A 15100-nucleotide genomic window follows, 5' to 3' on the forward strand; every position below is an offset into this window, starting at 1 on the left:
CCGCGTCAGCGCCGCTTATCTGGCAGATACCGCGATCCCGCCCACGATCATGCCGAATGCCACCACATGATACAGGTGCGGCGCCTCGCCAAGAAACGCCGACGACAGCAGCGCCGTGAACAGCGGCGTCAGGTTGATGAAGAACGCGCCCAGGCTCGGCCCGGCGCGCTGCACGCCGGCGCCCCAGCAGCGCATGGCGATGATGGCCGGGCCGATCGCCACGTACAGCAGCGCGGCGACGACCGGCCAGCTCCAGGCGATGTGCACGTCCCTGATCGCCCATTCGCCGCCGGCCAGCGCGCCCGACCACAGCACGCCGAACCCGACCTGGGCCAGCAGGAAGGCGGCCCAGTCCGCACGCAGCGCCGGCACGTCCTTTTGCTGCATCAGCAGCCAGCTATAGAAGGACCAGGCAATGGTGGCCAGGATCATGTACAGGTCGCCCGCCACCAGCCGCAGCGCCGCCAGCTCGGCCAGCGAGCCGCGGCACATCACGACGAGCACGCCGGCGATCGACAGCACCGCGCCGGCGACCTGCTTGCGCTTGACCGGCACATTGAAGAACAGGCGCCCGACCAGCAGCATCCACACCGGGACGCCGGAAGCGACCAGGGTCACATTGATCGGAGAAGAACTCTGCAGCGCCAGGTATTGCAACGAGTTGTACAGCCCGACCCCGAGCAGGCCGAGCATGCTGTAGCGCTTCCAGTTGGCCAATACACCGCTGCCGGCGCGCAGGGCGGCGCGCCCCAGCGGCAGCAGCACCGCCAGCGCGATCGACCAGCGGATCAGGTTGAGCGTCATCGGCGGCACCGCGTCGCGCACCAGCCGCCCGACGATGGCGTTGCCGGCCCACAGGACGGGTGGGATGGTCAGGAGCAGGGCAGTGGCCGGGGTCAGCCGGTAGCCAGGTGTCGACATCTCAGCGGCGGCGCGGCGTCAGGACGCTCGGCAGCGCCTTCGGCAGCGTGTCCGGGAAGTCGCGCGAATAGTGCAGGCCGCGGCTTTCGTGGCGCGACAGCGCGCTCTTGACGATCAGGTGCGCCACCTCGACCAGGTTGCGCAGTTCCAGCAGGTCGGGCGTGATGCGGAAGTTGCGGTAATACTCGTCGATCTCTTCCTTGAGCAGCTTGATGCGGTGCTCGGCGCGCTCGAGGCGCTTGGTGGTGCGCACGATGCCGACGTAATTCCACATGAAACGGCGCAGCTCGTCCCAGTTGTGGGCGATGACCACTTCTTCGTCCGCGTTCGTGACCCGGCTTTCGTCCCAGGCCGGTAGCGCCGGATGCTCGACCGCGCTGCTCCCCGCGATGTGCTCGGCGCAGGCGCGGCCTACCACCACGCATTCCAGCAGCGAATTGCTGGCCAGGCGGTTGGCGCCGTGCAGGCCGGTGCAGGCGGTCTCTCCCACAGCATATAGGCCGGGAATGTCGGTGCGTCCGGCCAGGTCGGTGACCACGCCGCCGCAAGTGAAGTGCACGGCCGGCACCACGGGGATCGGCTCGCGCGTGATGTCGATGCCCAGCTCCAGGCAGCGCGCGTAAATAGTCGGGAAGTGCTCCTTGAGGAACTCAGGATCCTGGTGGCTGATGTCCAGGTCCACGTGATCCAGGCCGCGCTTCTTCATCTCGAAGTCGATGGCGCGGGCGACGACGTCGCGCGGGGCCAGCTCGCCGCGCTCGTCGTGGGCCGGCATGAAGCGGGTGCCGGCCACGGCGCCGGCTTCGCGCGGCAGCTTGAGCAATCCGCCTTCGCCGCGGATCGCCTCGGTGATCAGGAAGGATTTGGCGTAGGGGTGGTACAGGCAGGTCGGGTGGAACTGGATGAATTCCATGTTCGACACCCGGCAGCCGGCGCGCCAGGCCATGGCGATGCCGTCGCCGGTGGCGGTGTCGGGATTGGTCGTGTACAGGTAGACCTTGCCGGCGCCGCCGGTGGCCAGCACCGTGTGTTCGGCCTCGAAGGTCAGCACCTGGCCGCTCTCGATATCCTGCACATACAGGCCGTAGCAATGCGGCTGGCCGACCAGCGCCGGCGCGCCCAGCTTGTCGGACGTAATGACGTCGATCGCCACGTGGTGCTCGAACAGCGCGATATTCGGATGCGCGCGCACCTTCTGTTCCAGGGTCACCTGCACCGCGTGGCCGGTGGCGTCGGCGGCGTGGATGATGCGGCGCTGGCTGTGGCCGCCTTCGCGGGTCAGGTGGAAGCCCAATTCGGCCGTGGCGTCGCGGGTAAACGGCACGCCTTGTTCGATCAGCCATTCGATCGCGGCGCGGCCGCCCTCGACGATGGTGCGGGTCGCGCCTTCGTCGCACAGGCCGGCGCCGGCGACCAGGGTATCGTCGATGTGCTGGTCATGACTGTCGCCCGAATCGAGGACGGCGGCGATCCCGCCCTGGGCCCAGCTGCTGGCGCCATCGCGCAGTGCGCGCTTCGAGATGATGGCGACCTTGCGGGTCTCGGCCAGGTGCAGGGCAACGGACAGGCCGGCCAGGCCGCTGCCGACGATCGCGACGTCAAATTTCATGGCAATGTCATATTTGTACAGAGGCATCACTATAAGCCATTTGTGGTCTTTACGTCAGGCCCGGGGGAAGGTGTCTACCTGGGTTGGCACTGTACGGCCGCGCACCGAGAAGCACCCGACAGGCGCGTTAGGATAAGGTTTTAGTCACCCATCAAGGACATACCATGACCGCAGACCGCCACCACGCAGCCGCGCTCGCCGACCGGATCGGCTCGATGCGCTTCGCCATGTTCACCTTCCGCGACGGGTACGACCACCTGGTCAGCCAGCCGATGACCAAGCAGGACATCGATGCCGAAGGCGGCCTCTGGTTCTTCGTCAACTCCACGACCGAGCTGTGGGACAGCATTGCGCACCAGCCTGAGGTCAACGTCAGCTTCGCCGACAACGAGAACAGCACCTATGTCTCGGTCAGCGGCCGCGCCGAGCGGGTGGTCGACCGTGCGCAAGTCCAGGCCCGTTGGAACCCAATGGTGCAGGCCTGGTTCCCGGCCGGCCCGGACGACCAGCACGCCGTGCTGGTACGGGTCGATCCTCACGCGGCCGAATACTGGGATTCGAACGACAGCAAGATGGTGCGCCTGTTCGCCATGGCCAAGGCGGCCGTGACCGGCACCCAGCCGGACGTGGACGGCGAGCACGGTACTATTAAACTGTAATTCTTGCAGTAGGGCACATGCGTGCCTTACAGTAGCGCTCCCGAATCCTGGAGCGCACATGATCCCGAGCCCGCTCGAACTGGCGGCCAATGCCTTCACGGCCGCCGCCATCCTGCTGGCTGGCCGCAACAACGTCCACACCTGGTGGACCGGCATCGTCGGCTGCACGCTGTTCGGCGTATTGTTCGCCCAGAACCATTTGTATGCCGACGTCGTGCTGCAGATGTTCTTCGTCGGCACCGGGGTACTTGGCTGGTGGCGCTGGCTGCACGGCAACAACGGCGCGCCGCTGCCGATCACCCACGCCGGCTGGCGCAGCCTGGCATGGATGATACCGGCCGGCATCGCCGCCACCGCCGCCTACGGCGCCTTGCTGCATTTCTATACGAATGCCTACGCGCCCTTCATCGATTCGGCGGTGCTGGTGTTCAGCGTTATCGCCCAGCTCCTGATGATGCAGCGGCGCATCGAGAACTGGCCGGTCTGGCTGCTGGTCAATACCATCGCCGTGCCGCTGTACTACAGCCGCGGGCTGTATCTGACGGCCTTTCTTTACCTGTGCTTCTGGATCAATGCGATCGTGTCCTGGGTCTGGTGGACCAGGCTGGCCCGCCGCCAGGCGGGCGCTTGATCAAGGCAGGGCCGGCGGCAGGTCCCGCTCGTCCTGGTTCCCGCCCGTCTCGGGCGTCCCCAAGCCGGTCTCCCTCGGCCCAGCCTGGCTGGCGCGGGTATCCTGGGCGCCCGGATTGGCATGGGTCATCGCCGCATCCACCGATTCGGTGCGCGGCGCCGCATCGAGCGTCTCGACATTGACCTCGGCCGCGCCCGGCGCGAGTTCTTCGGCGCCGTCCGGCGCGTTGACGTAGGGGCCGGACTGGTTGCGGGTCAGGCCCGGCCCGCCGTTGCCGCCGGTCTCGGTCTGGCTCTCGTGGCTGGGCGTGGCGCCTTGCTGGCCGCTGGTCTGGCCGCCGACGCCAACGGTCACGGCGCCGTCGTCCGGTTTGCCCTGGGGTGTCGATGTGGATTGGGTCATCTGCGCCTCCTGTCGTGTTGGGGTGTGATCCGCCGATTGTGGCCGCTCGGGGGCGGCACGGGTATCGGCGGCGGTGGGCAGTCGCTGTAGGAGCTTGGCGCATGAGCATGCTCGCCGGTATCGTGCGCGGACGGCGCCGGTCGAATGCTAGGGTAGGTCCATCAACCATTTCTGGAGGCTGCCATGGAAAGCCCCGACTACGCCGCCTGCATCGCGGCCTGCAATGCCTGTGCCGACGCCTGCGACCGCTGCGCCGGCGCCTGCCTGGGCGAGGAAGACGTCAAGATGATGGCGCGCTGCATCGCCCTCGACATCGACTGCGCCCAGCTGTGCCGCCTGGCGGCGGCGGTGATGGCGCGCGGCGGTGAGATCGCCACCGCCCTGTGCGGCGTCTGCGCCGAGGCCTGCGACCGCTGCGCCGAGGAGTGCGCAAAGCACCCGATGGACCACTGCCAGGCATGCGCAGCGGCCTGCCGCGAATGCGCCGAAGCATGCCGGCGCATGGCCGCGGCCGCTTGATACGGATCTGTCCGATATCCCTTCCTGCGCCGGAGACGTGGTGCTATACTGTATATCCATACAGTTCTTTATCGCACCACCATGCCCGTCTTCCTCCCGATCGACCTCGACCCGCTGCCCACGGAACATCCCGACCGGGCGGCGGCGAGTCGTCCGGATACGGGCATCTTCTCCGGCCTGCACGACGAACCGGTCACCTCGGCCCGCAACGACGCCGAACTGGCGCGCGAGTATATATCGCACGGCGAGCTGAGCCCCAAGTCGATCGCCAACCTGCAGAAGGAGCTGTATCGCTTCCTGACCTGGTGCCGCGAAGAAGCGAAAAAGACCTTCCAGCAGCTGAACGTGGCCGACCTGAACGCCTACAAGGAGTTCATCCGCAACCCGCCAGCGGAATGGGTATGCACCACCAAATGGCCGCGCAACGATCCGCGCTACCGCCCATTCTCTGGCCCGCTGTCCGACACCAGCCGGCGCCAGTCCATGATCGCCATCAAGGGCTTGCTGGCATTTGCCGAGCACACCGGCTATCTGCGCCGCAACCCGGCGCGTCTGGTGCGCAATGTGCGGGCGCCGCATGTCGGCCGCATCACCCGCTACCTGACGCCGGCCGCGCTGGCCTATGCGCTGGCCGCGGCCGAGGCGCGCGACGCCGATTCAGAAGCCGCGGCGCGCCAGCGCGCCCGCGACCGCTTCCTGCTGATCGCCTTCGCCCAGACCGGCGCGCGCCTCAACGAGATCGTCAGCGCCCGCATGGGTTCGATCTACAGCGAGGGCGACGGCCGCTGGTGGCTCGACGTCCTGGGCAAAGGCAACAAGCCGCGCCGGCTGCCGGTGCCGCCGGCCACGCTGGCGGCCTACCGCGACTACCGGCGCGCCTTCGGCCTGCTGGAGCAGACCAGCCGCGGCGACCACATGCCACTGGTGCTGTCGAGCCGCACGCGCGACCACGTGCGCGTCACCGACGAGGCGGCCTCCGAGGCGCTGAAAGCGATCTTCCAGCTGGCCGCCAGCGAGGCGGCAGCCCGGGGCGACGGCGACAGCGCATCCATGCTGCGCCAGGCGTCGCCGCACTGGCTACGCCACAGCATGCTGACCAACCACGCCAACAGCGGGGTGCAGCTCAAGACCCTGCAGGACACGGCCGGCCACGCCAATATCGCCACCACCGCCGGCTATCTGCACAAAACCGACAAGGAACGCCACGACGAAATCCTCGGCGCCGACGGCAAGGGCATCCTGTAGGGTCAGACCGGAATCGACGAGGTCCCGCCATCCGAGCTGCCGTAATTCTGCAACTCGTCGAGTGACAGACGACGCTCGTTCAGCGCCGCCACGATCGAACCCAGCTGCTCGTCGTCGGGCTGGATATAGATGATGCGCTGCTCGAGCAGGTTGTCCCAGTAGGGCGTGTAGGGCACGGCGGTTTCGGTCATCACCTTCGCCTTGAAGCTGCCATCGTGCAGCTCGCCGACCAGGGTGATGCGCGCGGTATCGGGGACGGTATTCTGGACCGTGATGTTCATGCTCTTCCTTTGAATGATCAGTTCGTGTGAGCCATTGTCACGCAACGGAGGATTGCGTGCACGCCGCCGGACGCCTGCCGTGCGCACCCCGTCGGCCGCGCAGGAACGTCGATGGAATCGAATGCCATCGTCAAAATTATCCGCTTTTCAACATTGGCGACGACGACCGATACTGGACGCTGTCCAACCAACACGGAGTCAAGCAATGAATCAACTCGCTCTCGCACTGTTCGCCGCCGGCATCCTGGCCGCGTCGACCGCCCGGGCCCAGGCCGACCTGATCATCACCAACGGCAAGATCGCCACCATGGCCGGGGAGGGCGAATTCGTCCAGGCGCTGGCGGTCAAGGACGGCAAGATCGCCGCCACCGGCAGCAACGAGCGAGTATTGCGCCTCAAACAGAAGGACACCCGGGTCGTCGACGTCGGCGGACGCACCGTGATCCCGGGCCTGAACGACTCCCACACCCACGTGATCCGCGCGGGCCTGAACTACAATATGGAAGTGCGCTGGGACGGCGTGCGCAGCCTGAAGCGGGCGATGGAAATGCTCAAGGAGCAGGCGGCGCGCACGCCCGAGGGCCAGTGGGTCAAGGTCGTGGGCGGCTGGACCGAACACCAGTTCGCCGAGAAACGCCTGCCCACCCTGGCCGAGATCAATGCCGCGGTGCCCGACAAGCCGGTCTTCATCCTCTATTTATATGGCAAGGCCTTCCTGAACAGGAAGGGCATCGAGACGCTCGGCTATACCAGTGAGACGAAATATCCCGAGGGCGAGCTGGAACTCGACGCCGCCGGCAAGCCCACCGGCCTGCTGCTGGCCAAGCCGAACGCCATGATCCTGTACTCGACCCTGGCCAAGACCAACAAGCTCGAGCGCGCCGATCAGCGCAACTCGACCTTGCACTTCTACCGCGACCTGAACCGCCTGGGGATGACCAGCGCCGTCGATGCCGGCGGTGGCGGCCAGGCCTATCCGGACGACTACGGCGTGACGATCGAGCTGGCGAAAGAAGGCAAGCTGACGGTGCGCACCGCGTATTACCTGTTCGCCCAGAAGGCCGGCAAGGAGCTGGAAGACTACGAGCGCTGGATCAGGATGACCAAGCCGAACCGCAACGACCACCTGTTCTACGCCAACGGCTTTACCACCGAAGGCGCAGGCGAGAACCTGGTCTCGAGCGCGGCCGACTTCGAGAACTTCCTGGAGCCGCGTCCCGAGCTGCCGCACCATATGGAAGACGAGCTGGAGCGCGTGGTCACCCTGCTGGTCAAGAACCGCTGGCCGTTCCGCATCCATGCCACCTATGGCGAAAGCATCGAGCGCGACCTGGCCGTGATCGAAAAGGTCAACCGCAGCACGCCGCTGGCCGGCCTGCGCTGGATCGTCGACCACGCCGAGACGGTGACCGACGACCAGCTGAAGCGCATCAAGGCGCTGGGCGGCGGCGTGGCGGTGCAGAACCGCCTGTACTTCCAGGGTGAAGCCTTCCGGGAACGCTATGGCGCCCAGACCCGGCAACTGCCGCCGATCCGCAAGATGCTCGAGCTCGGCCTGCCGGTTGGCCTGGGCACCGACGGCACGCGGGTGAGCAGCTACGGCCCCTGGCCGTCGATCTATTGGGCAGTCACCGGCAAGACCGCCGGCGGCCTGGCGACCTGGCAGGCCAGGGACGTGCTGTCGCGCCACGAAGCCCTCCAGCTCATGACCCGCGGCAGCGCCTGGATGAGCGGCGAAGAAGACGTCAAGGGCCGGCTGGTCGAAGGCCAGTACGCCGACTTTGCGGTGCTGCCGCAGGATTATTTCACCATGGACGTGGAGAAGATCAAGGACCTGGAAAGCGTGCTGACGGTGGTGAACGGGCAGGTCGTGTATGGCGCCGGCCAGTTCGAAAACCTGTCGCCGGCGCTGCCGGCGGTGTCTCCGGCCTGGAGTCCGGTGCGCCAGTTCGGCGGCTACCAGAACCGCTGACCCTGCTTGTATCGGGAGGCGGGGCGGCGTAGGGTGAGGGCGTCAGGAGGGCATCCCCATCGCCCCGTACACCATCCACCGCCGCGCCCCGACCATCCGACAATGGCTGGCGCTGCTGCTGGCGGCCTTCATTGTCCCGACCACGATCGCCGTGGTCGCGCCTTTCCTGCACTCCTACGGGCGTGAGCGGGCCGGGATCGAACGCTCCTCCCAGGACATCTCACGGGCGCTGATGCAGGCCATCGACCGCGAGCTGAGCAGCGCACAGGCCGCGCTCCAGGCCCTGGCGACCTCGCCCAGCCTGGATGTTCACGACCTGCGCGCCTTCCACGCCCAGGCGATCGAGGTATTGCACTCGCGTCCGGGCAATGTGCTGGTGGCGTCCGATCCGGGCCTGCGCCAGGTGATCAATACAGGCCAGCCCTTCGGCGCGCCGCTGCCTCGCCACGGCAACCCCGCTCAGATCCGCAGCGTGTTCGAGACCGGCCGCCCCATGGTGTCGGACCTGTACCTGGGGCCCACCCTGAACCGCCTGCTCAGCAGCGTCGACGTGCCGGTGGTGCGCGCCGGCCGGGTGCGCTACGTGCTGTCGATGCAATACTTCGGCGAGCGCCTTGGGGCCATCCTCGAGCGCCAGCAGGCGCCGCCGGGCGCCACCGTCACGATCTACGACGGCAAGGCCCGCAACCAGCCCCGGCGGCGCGCCGGGGATGCGGGTATTCAGGTCGACCACACCGCCAGCCCGGGTCCAGACGAAGGCCCGGCTTTCCAGGTCGCCGACGACCTGGCCGGCATTGTTGACGTCGCGCGGGACGCCATCGACCCCGGCCCCGGCGAATTCGACCAGGCCGCCGGCGCGGGTCCAGGCCAGCGGGCGCGTGGATTCGAACGGGTCTTCGACCACGCCGATCACCAGTCCCTTGTCGTTCAGGCGGCCGGCCTCGGATTGCTGGCCGCTGCCGCTGCCCAGGTTGACGATGCCGTCCTGCCGGCTCCAGAAGAAGGCGCGGTCGCCATCCTGGCCGGGGAAGGTCGACGTGCCGGTGATCTGGCCGACGGCATTGATGTCGGTCGCGTCCGACCCGCGGCTGGAGAAAGTCGTGAGCGGAACCACGCCCTCGCTGCGGGTCCACCTGAATGGCAGGCCTTCCGGGTCGCCGCTCGGCACGCCGACGAAACCCACCGCCGTGCCGGCGTCGTTGATGTCGTTGGCGCTCGAGACGCTGGCGCCCGGCGTCAGGTCGACGATCCCGGTCTGCGGCGTCCAGTGGAATGCATGCTGCGCCGTCTGGCCGGGCTCGCCGAACCAGGCGCGGCCGACCACATTACCCTTGTTATTGATCGCAATGGCCACCGAATCGGCGCTGCCGGCCGGATCGAGGTCGATCATGCCGGCGCCCCTGGTCCACCTGAAGGCGTGGGTCGTGGCGTTGCCCGGGCTGAACTCTGACGCGCCCACGACCTGCCCATGGTCGTTGAGGCCCACCGCATAGGCATTGGTCCCGCCCAGCGTGCCCAGTTCGCGCACCCGTCCGGCATCGTACAGGCGCGGGCGGAACACGCCGTCGCGGGTCTCGGTGAACACGAGCTGGTCGCGGTTGTTGATGAAGCCCGTCGCGCCGAGGTCCGGCGAAAGCTGGATCACCTGGTAGGTAATGCGCGCCGCCGGACCGCCCGTCGCGGTGCCGGATGCCACCGCCGCCACCGTACCCGCGACCAGCACGAACAGGACTCCCAGGCGCCGCGGCAAGGAAAGCAGGGGCGACACGCCCTTGCGGCAAGCTGCAGTCAGGCCTTCGAAGTTGTCAGTCCTCATGGAATTCTCCTGAATGGTTGAGAGGGTCAAACCTCGACTGGGCAACGAACGACAGCAGGGCATTGACCCGCGGCGTGCCGCCGTACCTGATCGGTGCGACGACCTGCCTATTACAATTGGCGGCCTGGGGCACCAGCGATGAGTGGGCTGGCCATGCCACGCAACCCTCGCGCGGCGGTGGAATGCGTCAATATTCTCGATCGCATTTGTTCCTCCTGATCAGTTTGATGCGTCAGGTCAAGATGCTGCTCGGGAAGAAGTGCTAGACGGGATGTACCAGATCAGCTTAGGAGGTTCGACGGGCTCGCTTCTGGCCGATATCAATTGCCGTGCTCATGGGCGGGAGCCTGGACGAGGAGCCATTGATGTAATGAGGGACTTGGACTGAACCTTGCCAGGTTCCGCGCCGTGTCTGGGCTTGAATTCTTAAGACCGAATCATCCAATTCCTACTCGGGCTGCGAATCCGCCATGTGAGAATGGTTTGAATCGCGAGGTTGGAAGTGACTGTGGTGAGGTGGACATCATGAGCTTGCGCGGCGGCTGCATCGGCGCGATGCTGGCCCTGCCGATCCTGGCAGCCGCCGCGGTGCCAGAGCATTACTCGTTCTCTCCAGCGGCCGGCAGATATTCCTGGGCGACTGCGCTCAATGACGAGGGACACTACGGCGTCAACAGCGCCGCCCCGGACATTCCCTATCAGGTCGCCTCGATCCAGGGCGGCCAGACAGTGGAATCGCTCGGCAGCCTGGGCGGCAGCATCACGCGGATCAGCGGACTCAACAATTTGGGTGAAGCGGTGGGCATGTCGACCACCGCCACAGGGGCCACCGCCGCTTTCCTGTATTCCGCCGGACGCATGGACGACCTGACGGCACGTTACGGCATTGTCGAAGCAAGCGACATCAATGACCGCGGAGAGATCGCGGCCCGGACCGCGGACGGGCGCGCCCTCGTGCTCCGCAACGGTGTCGTCGACGACTTCGGCCCTCCGGACAGCATCCCGGGCGACCTGAACGACCGCGGCGAACTGCTGGTCTCGTACCTGGCGGAAGGAGAGGGCTATCGCACCGCGGTGTACAGCAGTGGAGCGCTGACCGACCTGCCTCGCTACGGTGGCCAACAGTTGTACGGCAACGCGATCAACGATGCCGGCTGGATCACCGGCTACTTCATGACCGCCGACGGCCGCACGCATGCCTTCCTCCACGACGGCGCCACGACTACCGACCTCGATCCCGACGCGGCGAACGCCACGGGCTATGACATCAACGACCTGGGGGAGGTCGCCGGCGTCGCTGACGATCGCGCCGTTATGTACGCGAACGGCGAGGTGATCGACCTGAATACCCTCATCGATCCAGAGGCCGACCTGTTGCTGAAGTCCGCCGACGGGAACAACGACCGGGGGCAAATCCTCGCGCACAGCTGCGACCGTTCCGGGGTATTCTGTTACGGCTCGGTGTTGCTGAGTCCCGTGCCGGCCATTCCCGAACCTTCCGCAGCCGTGATGCTGCTGGCGGGGCTGGCACTGGTGGCGAGGCGCCGACACGGTGGAGGTGTCCTCAGGTATAAAACAGGGTAATGTTCAGGTCTGGCTCGGGTGGCGAAAGCTATTGCATCCGGCGCAGTTCTAACTCGACATTAGCATATATATTGTCGAGTTAAATGCGAGGGCGAGTCGATGCGCTTGTCTTCCACTTCCAGCGCGGGTAGAGTCCTCCGACACATCATGATCCGGGCACATCCGTGAAGATCCAATATATCTCTGCAGGAGCAACCTCACAACGCAATGACGACCACGTGGCCGTCTTCAACCACGCCAGCACCACCGACATCCTGGTGATCGACGGCGGCACCTCGGTGGCCGAACGCGACTACCTCGATCCTGTTCATGGCGACGTGACCTGGTTCGTCCACGCATTCACGGCGGCGTTGGAGCAGGAACTGGCGCCCGGGCGCGGCCAGCAGGAATGCGTACACGCCGCGATTGGCGTGGTCCGCACCGGGTTCGAGCAGATGGCTGGACATAGCGCGATACCGCTTCATGCATGGCCGATCGCAGCCGTGACCTGGCTGCGCGTCGACGAGCGGAACGGCATCCAGCGTGCAGCGTTATACGGCCTGGGCGACTGCAAGACTCTGCTGCACACGGCGGCCGGCGGCTGCATCGATCTCGACCCGTTCGTGAATCCGCAGGACGCCGTACTGCAGGCCCGGATCGAGAAATTGCGCGCTGAAGGCGTTACCGATCCCGAACAACGTCGCGAACGCATGCTGCCGATGCTGCGTGCACGGCGCGAGTTCCAGAATACCCAACCGGCGCCCACAGTCCTGTGCCTGCATCCGAACGGCGCATTCGAGGCGCGCGTGCAAAACGTCGAGCTGGCGCCGGGAACGAGCTTGTTGATCATGACGGACGGCTTTTATCGGCTGGTCGATCCTTATAGGCGCTACACTGATCGCGCGCTGGTGGAGGCATGTCTCGAACGGGGATTGCCGGCGATGCTGGACGAATTGCGGACGCATGAAGCAGTCACCGGTGGAACTGGAGCACGTGCGGTCAAGGCGGCGGACGATGCGTCGGCGGCGATCAGGATCACGTAGTGGATGGTCGTCGATAGGCCGACGATGACACGTGTATTGACGCTGTGGAGCGGGTGCCCCGGTTTTTGGTAGGTTTCCGGCTGGTGGCCATAGAACGTATTTAACATAATATAGATTATGCGAAGGACTGGTACTTTGTGGAGTGTTGCGACCCAAGTGCTCCTAACGATGAGGAAGCTCTCGGAGCGCTCGTACCTAAAACTCCGTACTCGGGGCACCTTAATCTACCGACTCGGTGTCAAAGCCCCGTTTTCCCCGTCGAGTCTATATGTTTAGGTAAATCTTCATGGCCTACTCATCACGTCAATAGCTTTAGGTACAACGGAAGTATTTATGGATACGGAATCGCGTCGGATGTTCAGTGATGACAGACGAGACAACTGGCTGCAGCTCGCGGATCGGCGTGTGGGACTCGGGCCGCTGGCGTCAGGCCTGGCCTATTTGTCTGGCTTGCTTCGTGAGGGTCGCCGCTGACGACGCGCTGCCCGTGCCAAACCCAACTCCTCGCTGGCCGATTCCGATTTCGGCGCTGTTCGCTCAAGCCGTCCGCGAAGCTCAGTCACCCTGGCGCGCTCGGCGGCAAGCTGGCTACCCAGCTCCGCACTCTGGTGCGCGCTTTCCGCAGCCTGGCGGGCGGCTCGGTCGCGTTCGTCGGCCAGTAGTTCGGTCTTTGCTATATAGCAGCGCTCCGAAGTAAATCGTGGAAGTTTTCGGAACTAATTGTTTGAAGTCTGCCGCGTCGCATAGGTGTCCAAGTTTTACTTCGTATCTTGCCGCCTGTGCTTCATCCTAGGCTCATAGCGGTCTAACCTGTGGCTTTCTTGGTTTTACCGGCGAGCTTTACGTAACTCGTCGTGCAGTCCCGATTTTTGCGGTAACCGTTAGGTAATACGCGCATGCGTCGGAAGTATGGCCGGGATACCAGCCGACTGCCATGCCACCCTGCAAGGATCCTCATTTGCGTTCGATTCTCTTGCAGTACGGCGGGACTGCTGCCTTTCGAGCCATCCAGAATCCCATACGTTTGCTTACCGCGAATCGCAACTGTCGTCCTAATCTTCGAACGATTTCAGGTCAGCTATTACCTGAGAAAAAAGTTTCTTTCGCTCCGCAATGTCCTTCGGCAGATACGCGAACGCAACGAGAGACAACGGATGTACACCCAGCACCGCTGCGATGTCGTCGATCTTTGTAATCGTAGGGGCTTTGATCCCGCGTTCCAGGCTGCTGAGATAGGTTCGACTCGAAACTACCGAAAAATCCTCTTGTGTCAGACCTCGACTCTTCCTCGCCTTCTGCAGTCCTGTTCCAAATTGTTTGAGCAACCCCACGAGCACCTCCGCATAAAATGCACGATGTACTCATGGCGAACACTTTAGGACTACAATCTATAGTGTTCATTTCGTACTGCAGAGGCATTCAAGTGATTACTACAGACAAAGCACATGAGGCGCCCATGTTTTCGATGGGGCCAGGGATCGCGACCTGGCGTGCAGCTACGCTAAGCCTAGGTATGCTCTACGTGTTCATCACCTACGCATTTAAAGAAGAGCGTCGCTGGGTCCAACAGACGACGATCCTCTGGGATCCTCGCGACGTACTACAGTTCTGCCGCACTTGCAACGGCAACAAGTTACTTTAAATTGTTGAGATTTCCCTACTTGAGCCTTACCGCAAGGAGAAAGTCAACACTTGGCGCTGGACATCGGTTTTGAATATTCGGCTATACGTCGAAGATGATGTCGAGATACCCGTCTACTTTACTGATGCCGGTGAAGCCGTTGGTCTGACTCGAGAAGGTAATCCCCCCACAGAAAGAGCGCGTTTAGAAGTAGAATTTTCTACTTAAGAACAGAAAGCTCTACATGAAGACGTCCCGTTTTACCGACAGCCAGATCATCGCCATCCTCAAGCAAGCCGAAGGCGGCAGCCCGGTCCCTGAGCTGTGCCGCGAGCACGGCATCAGCAACGCCACGTTCTACAAGTGGCGGTCCAAGTTCGGCGGCATGGACGCGTCGCTCATGGCGCGCATGAAAGAGCTCGAGGACGAGAACCGGCGCCTCAAGAAGATGTATGCCGAGGAGCGCCTCAAAGCCGAGATCGTTGCGGAGGCACTCACAAAAAAGTGGTAGCGCCATCTCAGCGGCGGGAGATGGCGCAGTGGGCCGTGGCGAACCGGTCAGCCACGATAGGCCTGGCATGCCAGGCATTTCACATCAGTCAGACCTGCTATCGCTACAAGGCCAAGCTCGATGCCGAGAACGGCGTGATCGCGGACTGGCTGGTACGGCTGACAAATAACCAGCGCAACTGGGGCTTTGGACTGTGCTTCCTGTACCTGCGCAACGTGAAGGGCTTCAAATGGAACCACAAGCGCGTCTACAGGATTTACCGCGAGCTCGAGCTGAACCTGCGCATCAAGCCGCGCCATCGACTGGT

Annotated in this window: 13 protein-coding genes and 1 pseudogene; 8 read left to right on the forward strand and 6 right to left on the reverse strand. The window is 64.4% G+C overall.

Going from position 1 to position 15100, the window contains the following annotated elements; translation table 11 throughout:
- Positions 1 to 15: 15 nt before the first annotated feature.
- Positions 16 to 921, reverse strand: coding sequence for a DMT family transporter (locus J3U95_RS12090; RefSeq protein WP_208278838.1), 906 nt, complete (start codon positions 919 to 921; stop codon positions 16 to 18).
- A 1-nt stretch (position 922) separates the two neighbouring features.
- Positions 923 to 2530, reverse strand: a complete 1608-nt coding sequence (nadB, locus tag J3U95_RS12095) for an L-aspartate oxidase (RefSeq protein WP_208278839.1) — start codon at positions 2528 to 2530, stop codon at positions 923 to 925.
- A gap of 164 nt (positions 2531 to 2694) precedes the next feature.
- Between nadB and J3U95_RS12100 the strand changes: the two genes are divergently transcribed.
- A complete protein-coding gene (locus J3U95_RS12100; RefSeq protein ID WP_208278840.1) occupies positions 2695 to 3189 on the forward strand; it encodes a pyridoxamine 5'-phosphate oxidase family protein in 495 nt (164 codons plus the stop codon).
- Between the two features lie 61 nt (positions 3190 to 3250).
- Positions 3251 to 3820, forward strand: coding sequence for a nicotinamide riboside transporter PnuC (gene pnuC, locus J3U95_RS12105; RefSeq protein ID WP_208278863.1), 570 nt, complete (start codon positions 3251 to 3253; stop codon positions 3818 to 3820).
- On the opposite strand, the gene J3U95_RS12110 is transcribed toward pnuC, so the two are convergent.
- The gene (locus J3U95_RS12110; RefSeq protein ID WP_208278841.1) at positions 3821 to 4222 is read right to left on the reverse strand and encodes a hypothetical protein; all 402 of its coding nucleotides are present in this window, start codon (positions 4220 to 4222) and stop codon (positions 3821 to 3823) included.
- Positions 4223 to 4405: 183 nt separating this feature from the next.
- On the opposite strand from J3U95_RS12110, the gene J3U95_RS12115 reads away from it, so the two are divergent.
- Both J3U95_RS12115 and J3U95_RS12120 read left to right on the forward strand, forming a co-directional pair.
- On the forward strand, positions 4406 to 4741 hold the full coding sequence (locus tag J3U95_RS12115; protein ID WP_208278842.1) for a four-helix bundle copper-binding protein: 336 nt from the start codon (positions 4406 to 4408) through the stop codon (positions 4739 to 4741).
- Positions 4742 to 4822: 81 nt separating this feature from the next.
- Positions 4823 to 5986 (forward strand): tyrosine-type recombinase/integrase, encoded by a 1164-nt coding sequence (locus J3U95_RS12120; RefSeq protein WP_208278843.1) that lies wholly within the window; start codon positions 4823 to 4825, stop codon positions 5984 to 5986.
- A 2-nt stretch (positions 5987 to 5988) separates the two neighbouring features.
- Here the strand turns inward: J3U95_RS12120 and J3U95_RS12125 are convergent, their stop codons facing one another.
- Positions 5989 to 6267: a hypothetical protein gene (locus J3U95_RS12125; protein WP_208278844.1), complete on the reverse strand. Its 279-nt coding sequence runs from the start codon at positions 6265 to 6267 to the stop codon at positions 5989 to 5991.
- A 205-nt stretch (positions 6268 to 6472) separates the two neighbouring features.
- Between J3U95_RS12125 and J3U95_RS12130 the strand changes: the two genes are divergently transcribed.
- Positions 6473 to 8239 carry an amidohydrolase gene (locus tag J3U95_RS12130; RefSeq protein ID WP_208278845.1) on the forward strand — a complete coding sequence of 589 codons (1767 nt, stop codon included), beginning with the start codon at positions 6473 to 6475 and terminating at the stop codon, positions 8237 to 8239.
- 220 nt (positions 8240 to 8459) lie between these two features.
- On the opposite strand, the gene J3U95_RS12135 is transcribed toward J3U95_RS12130, so the two are convergent.
- Positions 8460 to 10055, reverse strand: coding sequence for a hypothetical protein (locus tag J3U95_RS12135; RefSeq protein ID WP_208278846.1), 1596 nt, complete (start codon positions 10053 to 10055; stop codon positions 8460 to 8462).
- Between the two features lie 525 nt (positions 10056 to 10580).
- Between J3U95_RS12135 and J3U95_RS12140 the strand changes: the two genes are divergently transcribed.
- Entirely contained in the window at positions 10581 to 11639 is a 1059-nt protein-coding gene (locus J3U95_RS12140; RefSeq protein ID WP_208278847.1) for a PEP-CTERM sorting domain-containing protein, read from the forward strand.
- Between the two features lie 218 nt (positions 11640 to 11857).
- On the forward strand, positions 11858 to 12661 hold the full coding sequence (locus J3U95_RS12145; protein WP_208278848.1) for a hypothetical protein: 804 nt from the start codon (positions 11858 to 11860) through the stop codon (positions 12659 to 12661).
- A gap of 1052 nt (positions 12662 to 13713) precedes the next feature.
- Here the strand turns inward: J3U95_RS12145 and J3U95_RS12150 are convergent.
- Positions 13714 to 13992 (reverse strand): helix-turn-helix domain-containing protein, encoded by a 279-nt coding sequence (locus tag J3U95_RS12150; protein ID WP_184236219.1) that lies wholly within the window; start codon positions 13990 to 13992, stop codon positions 13714 to 13716.
- Between the two features lie 534 nt (positions 13993 to 14526).
- Here J3U95_RS12150 and J3U95_RS12155 point away from each other — a divergent pair.
- Positions 14527 to 15100 (forward strand): annotated as a pseudogene (locus J3U95_RS12155) (transposase); the annotation flags it as partial.

Source organism: Massilia oculi, from assembly GCF_017582745.1.
GTDB classification, from domain to species: Bacteria; Pseudomonadota; Gammaproteobacteria; order Burkholderiales; family Burkholderiaceae_D; genus Telluria; species Telluria oculi_A.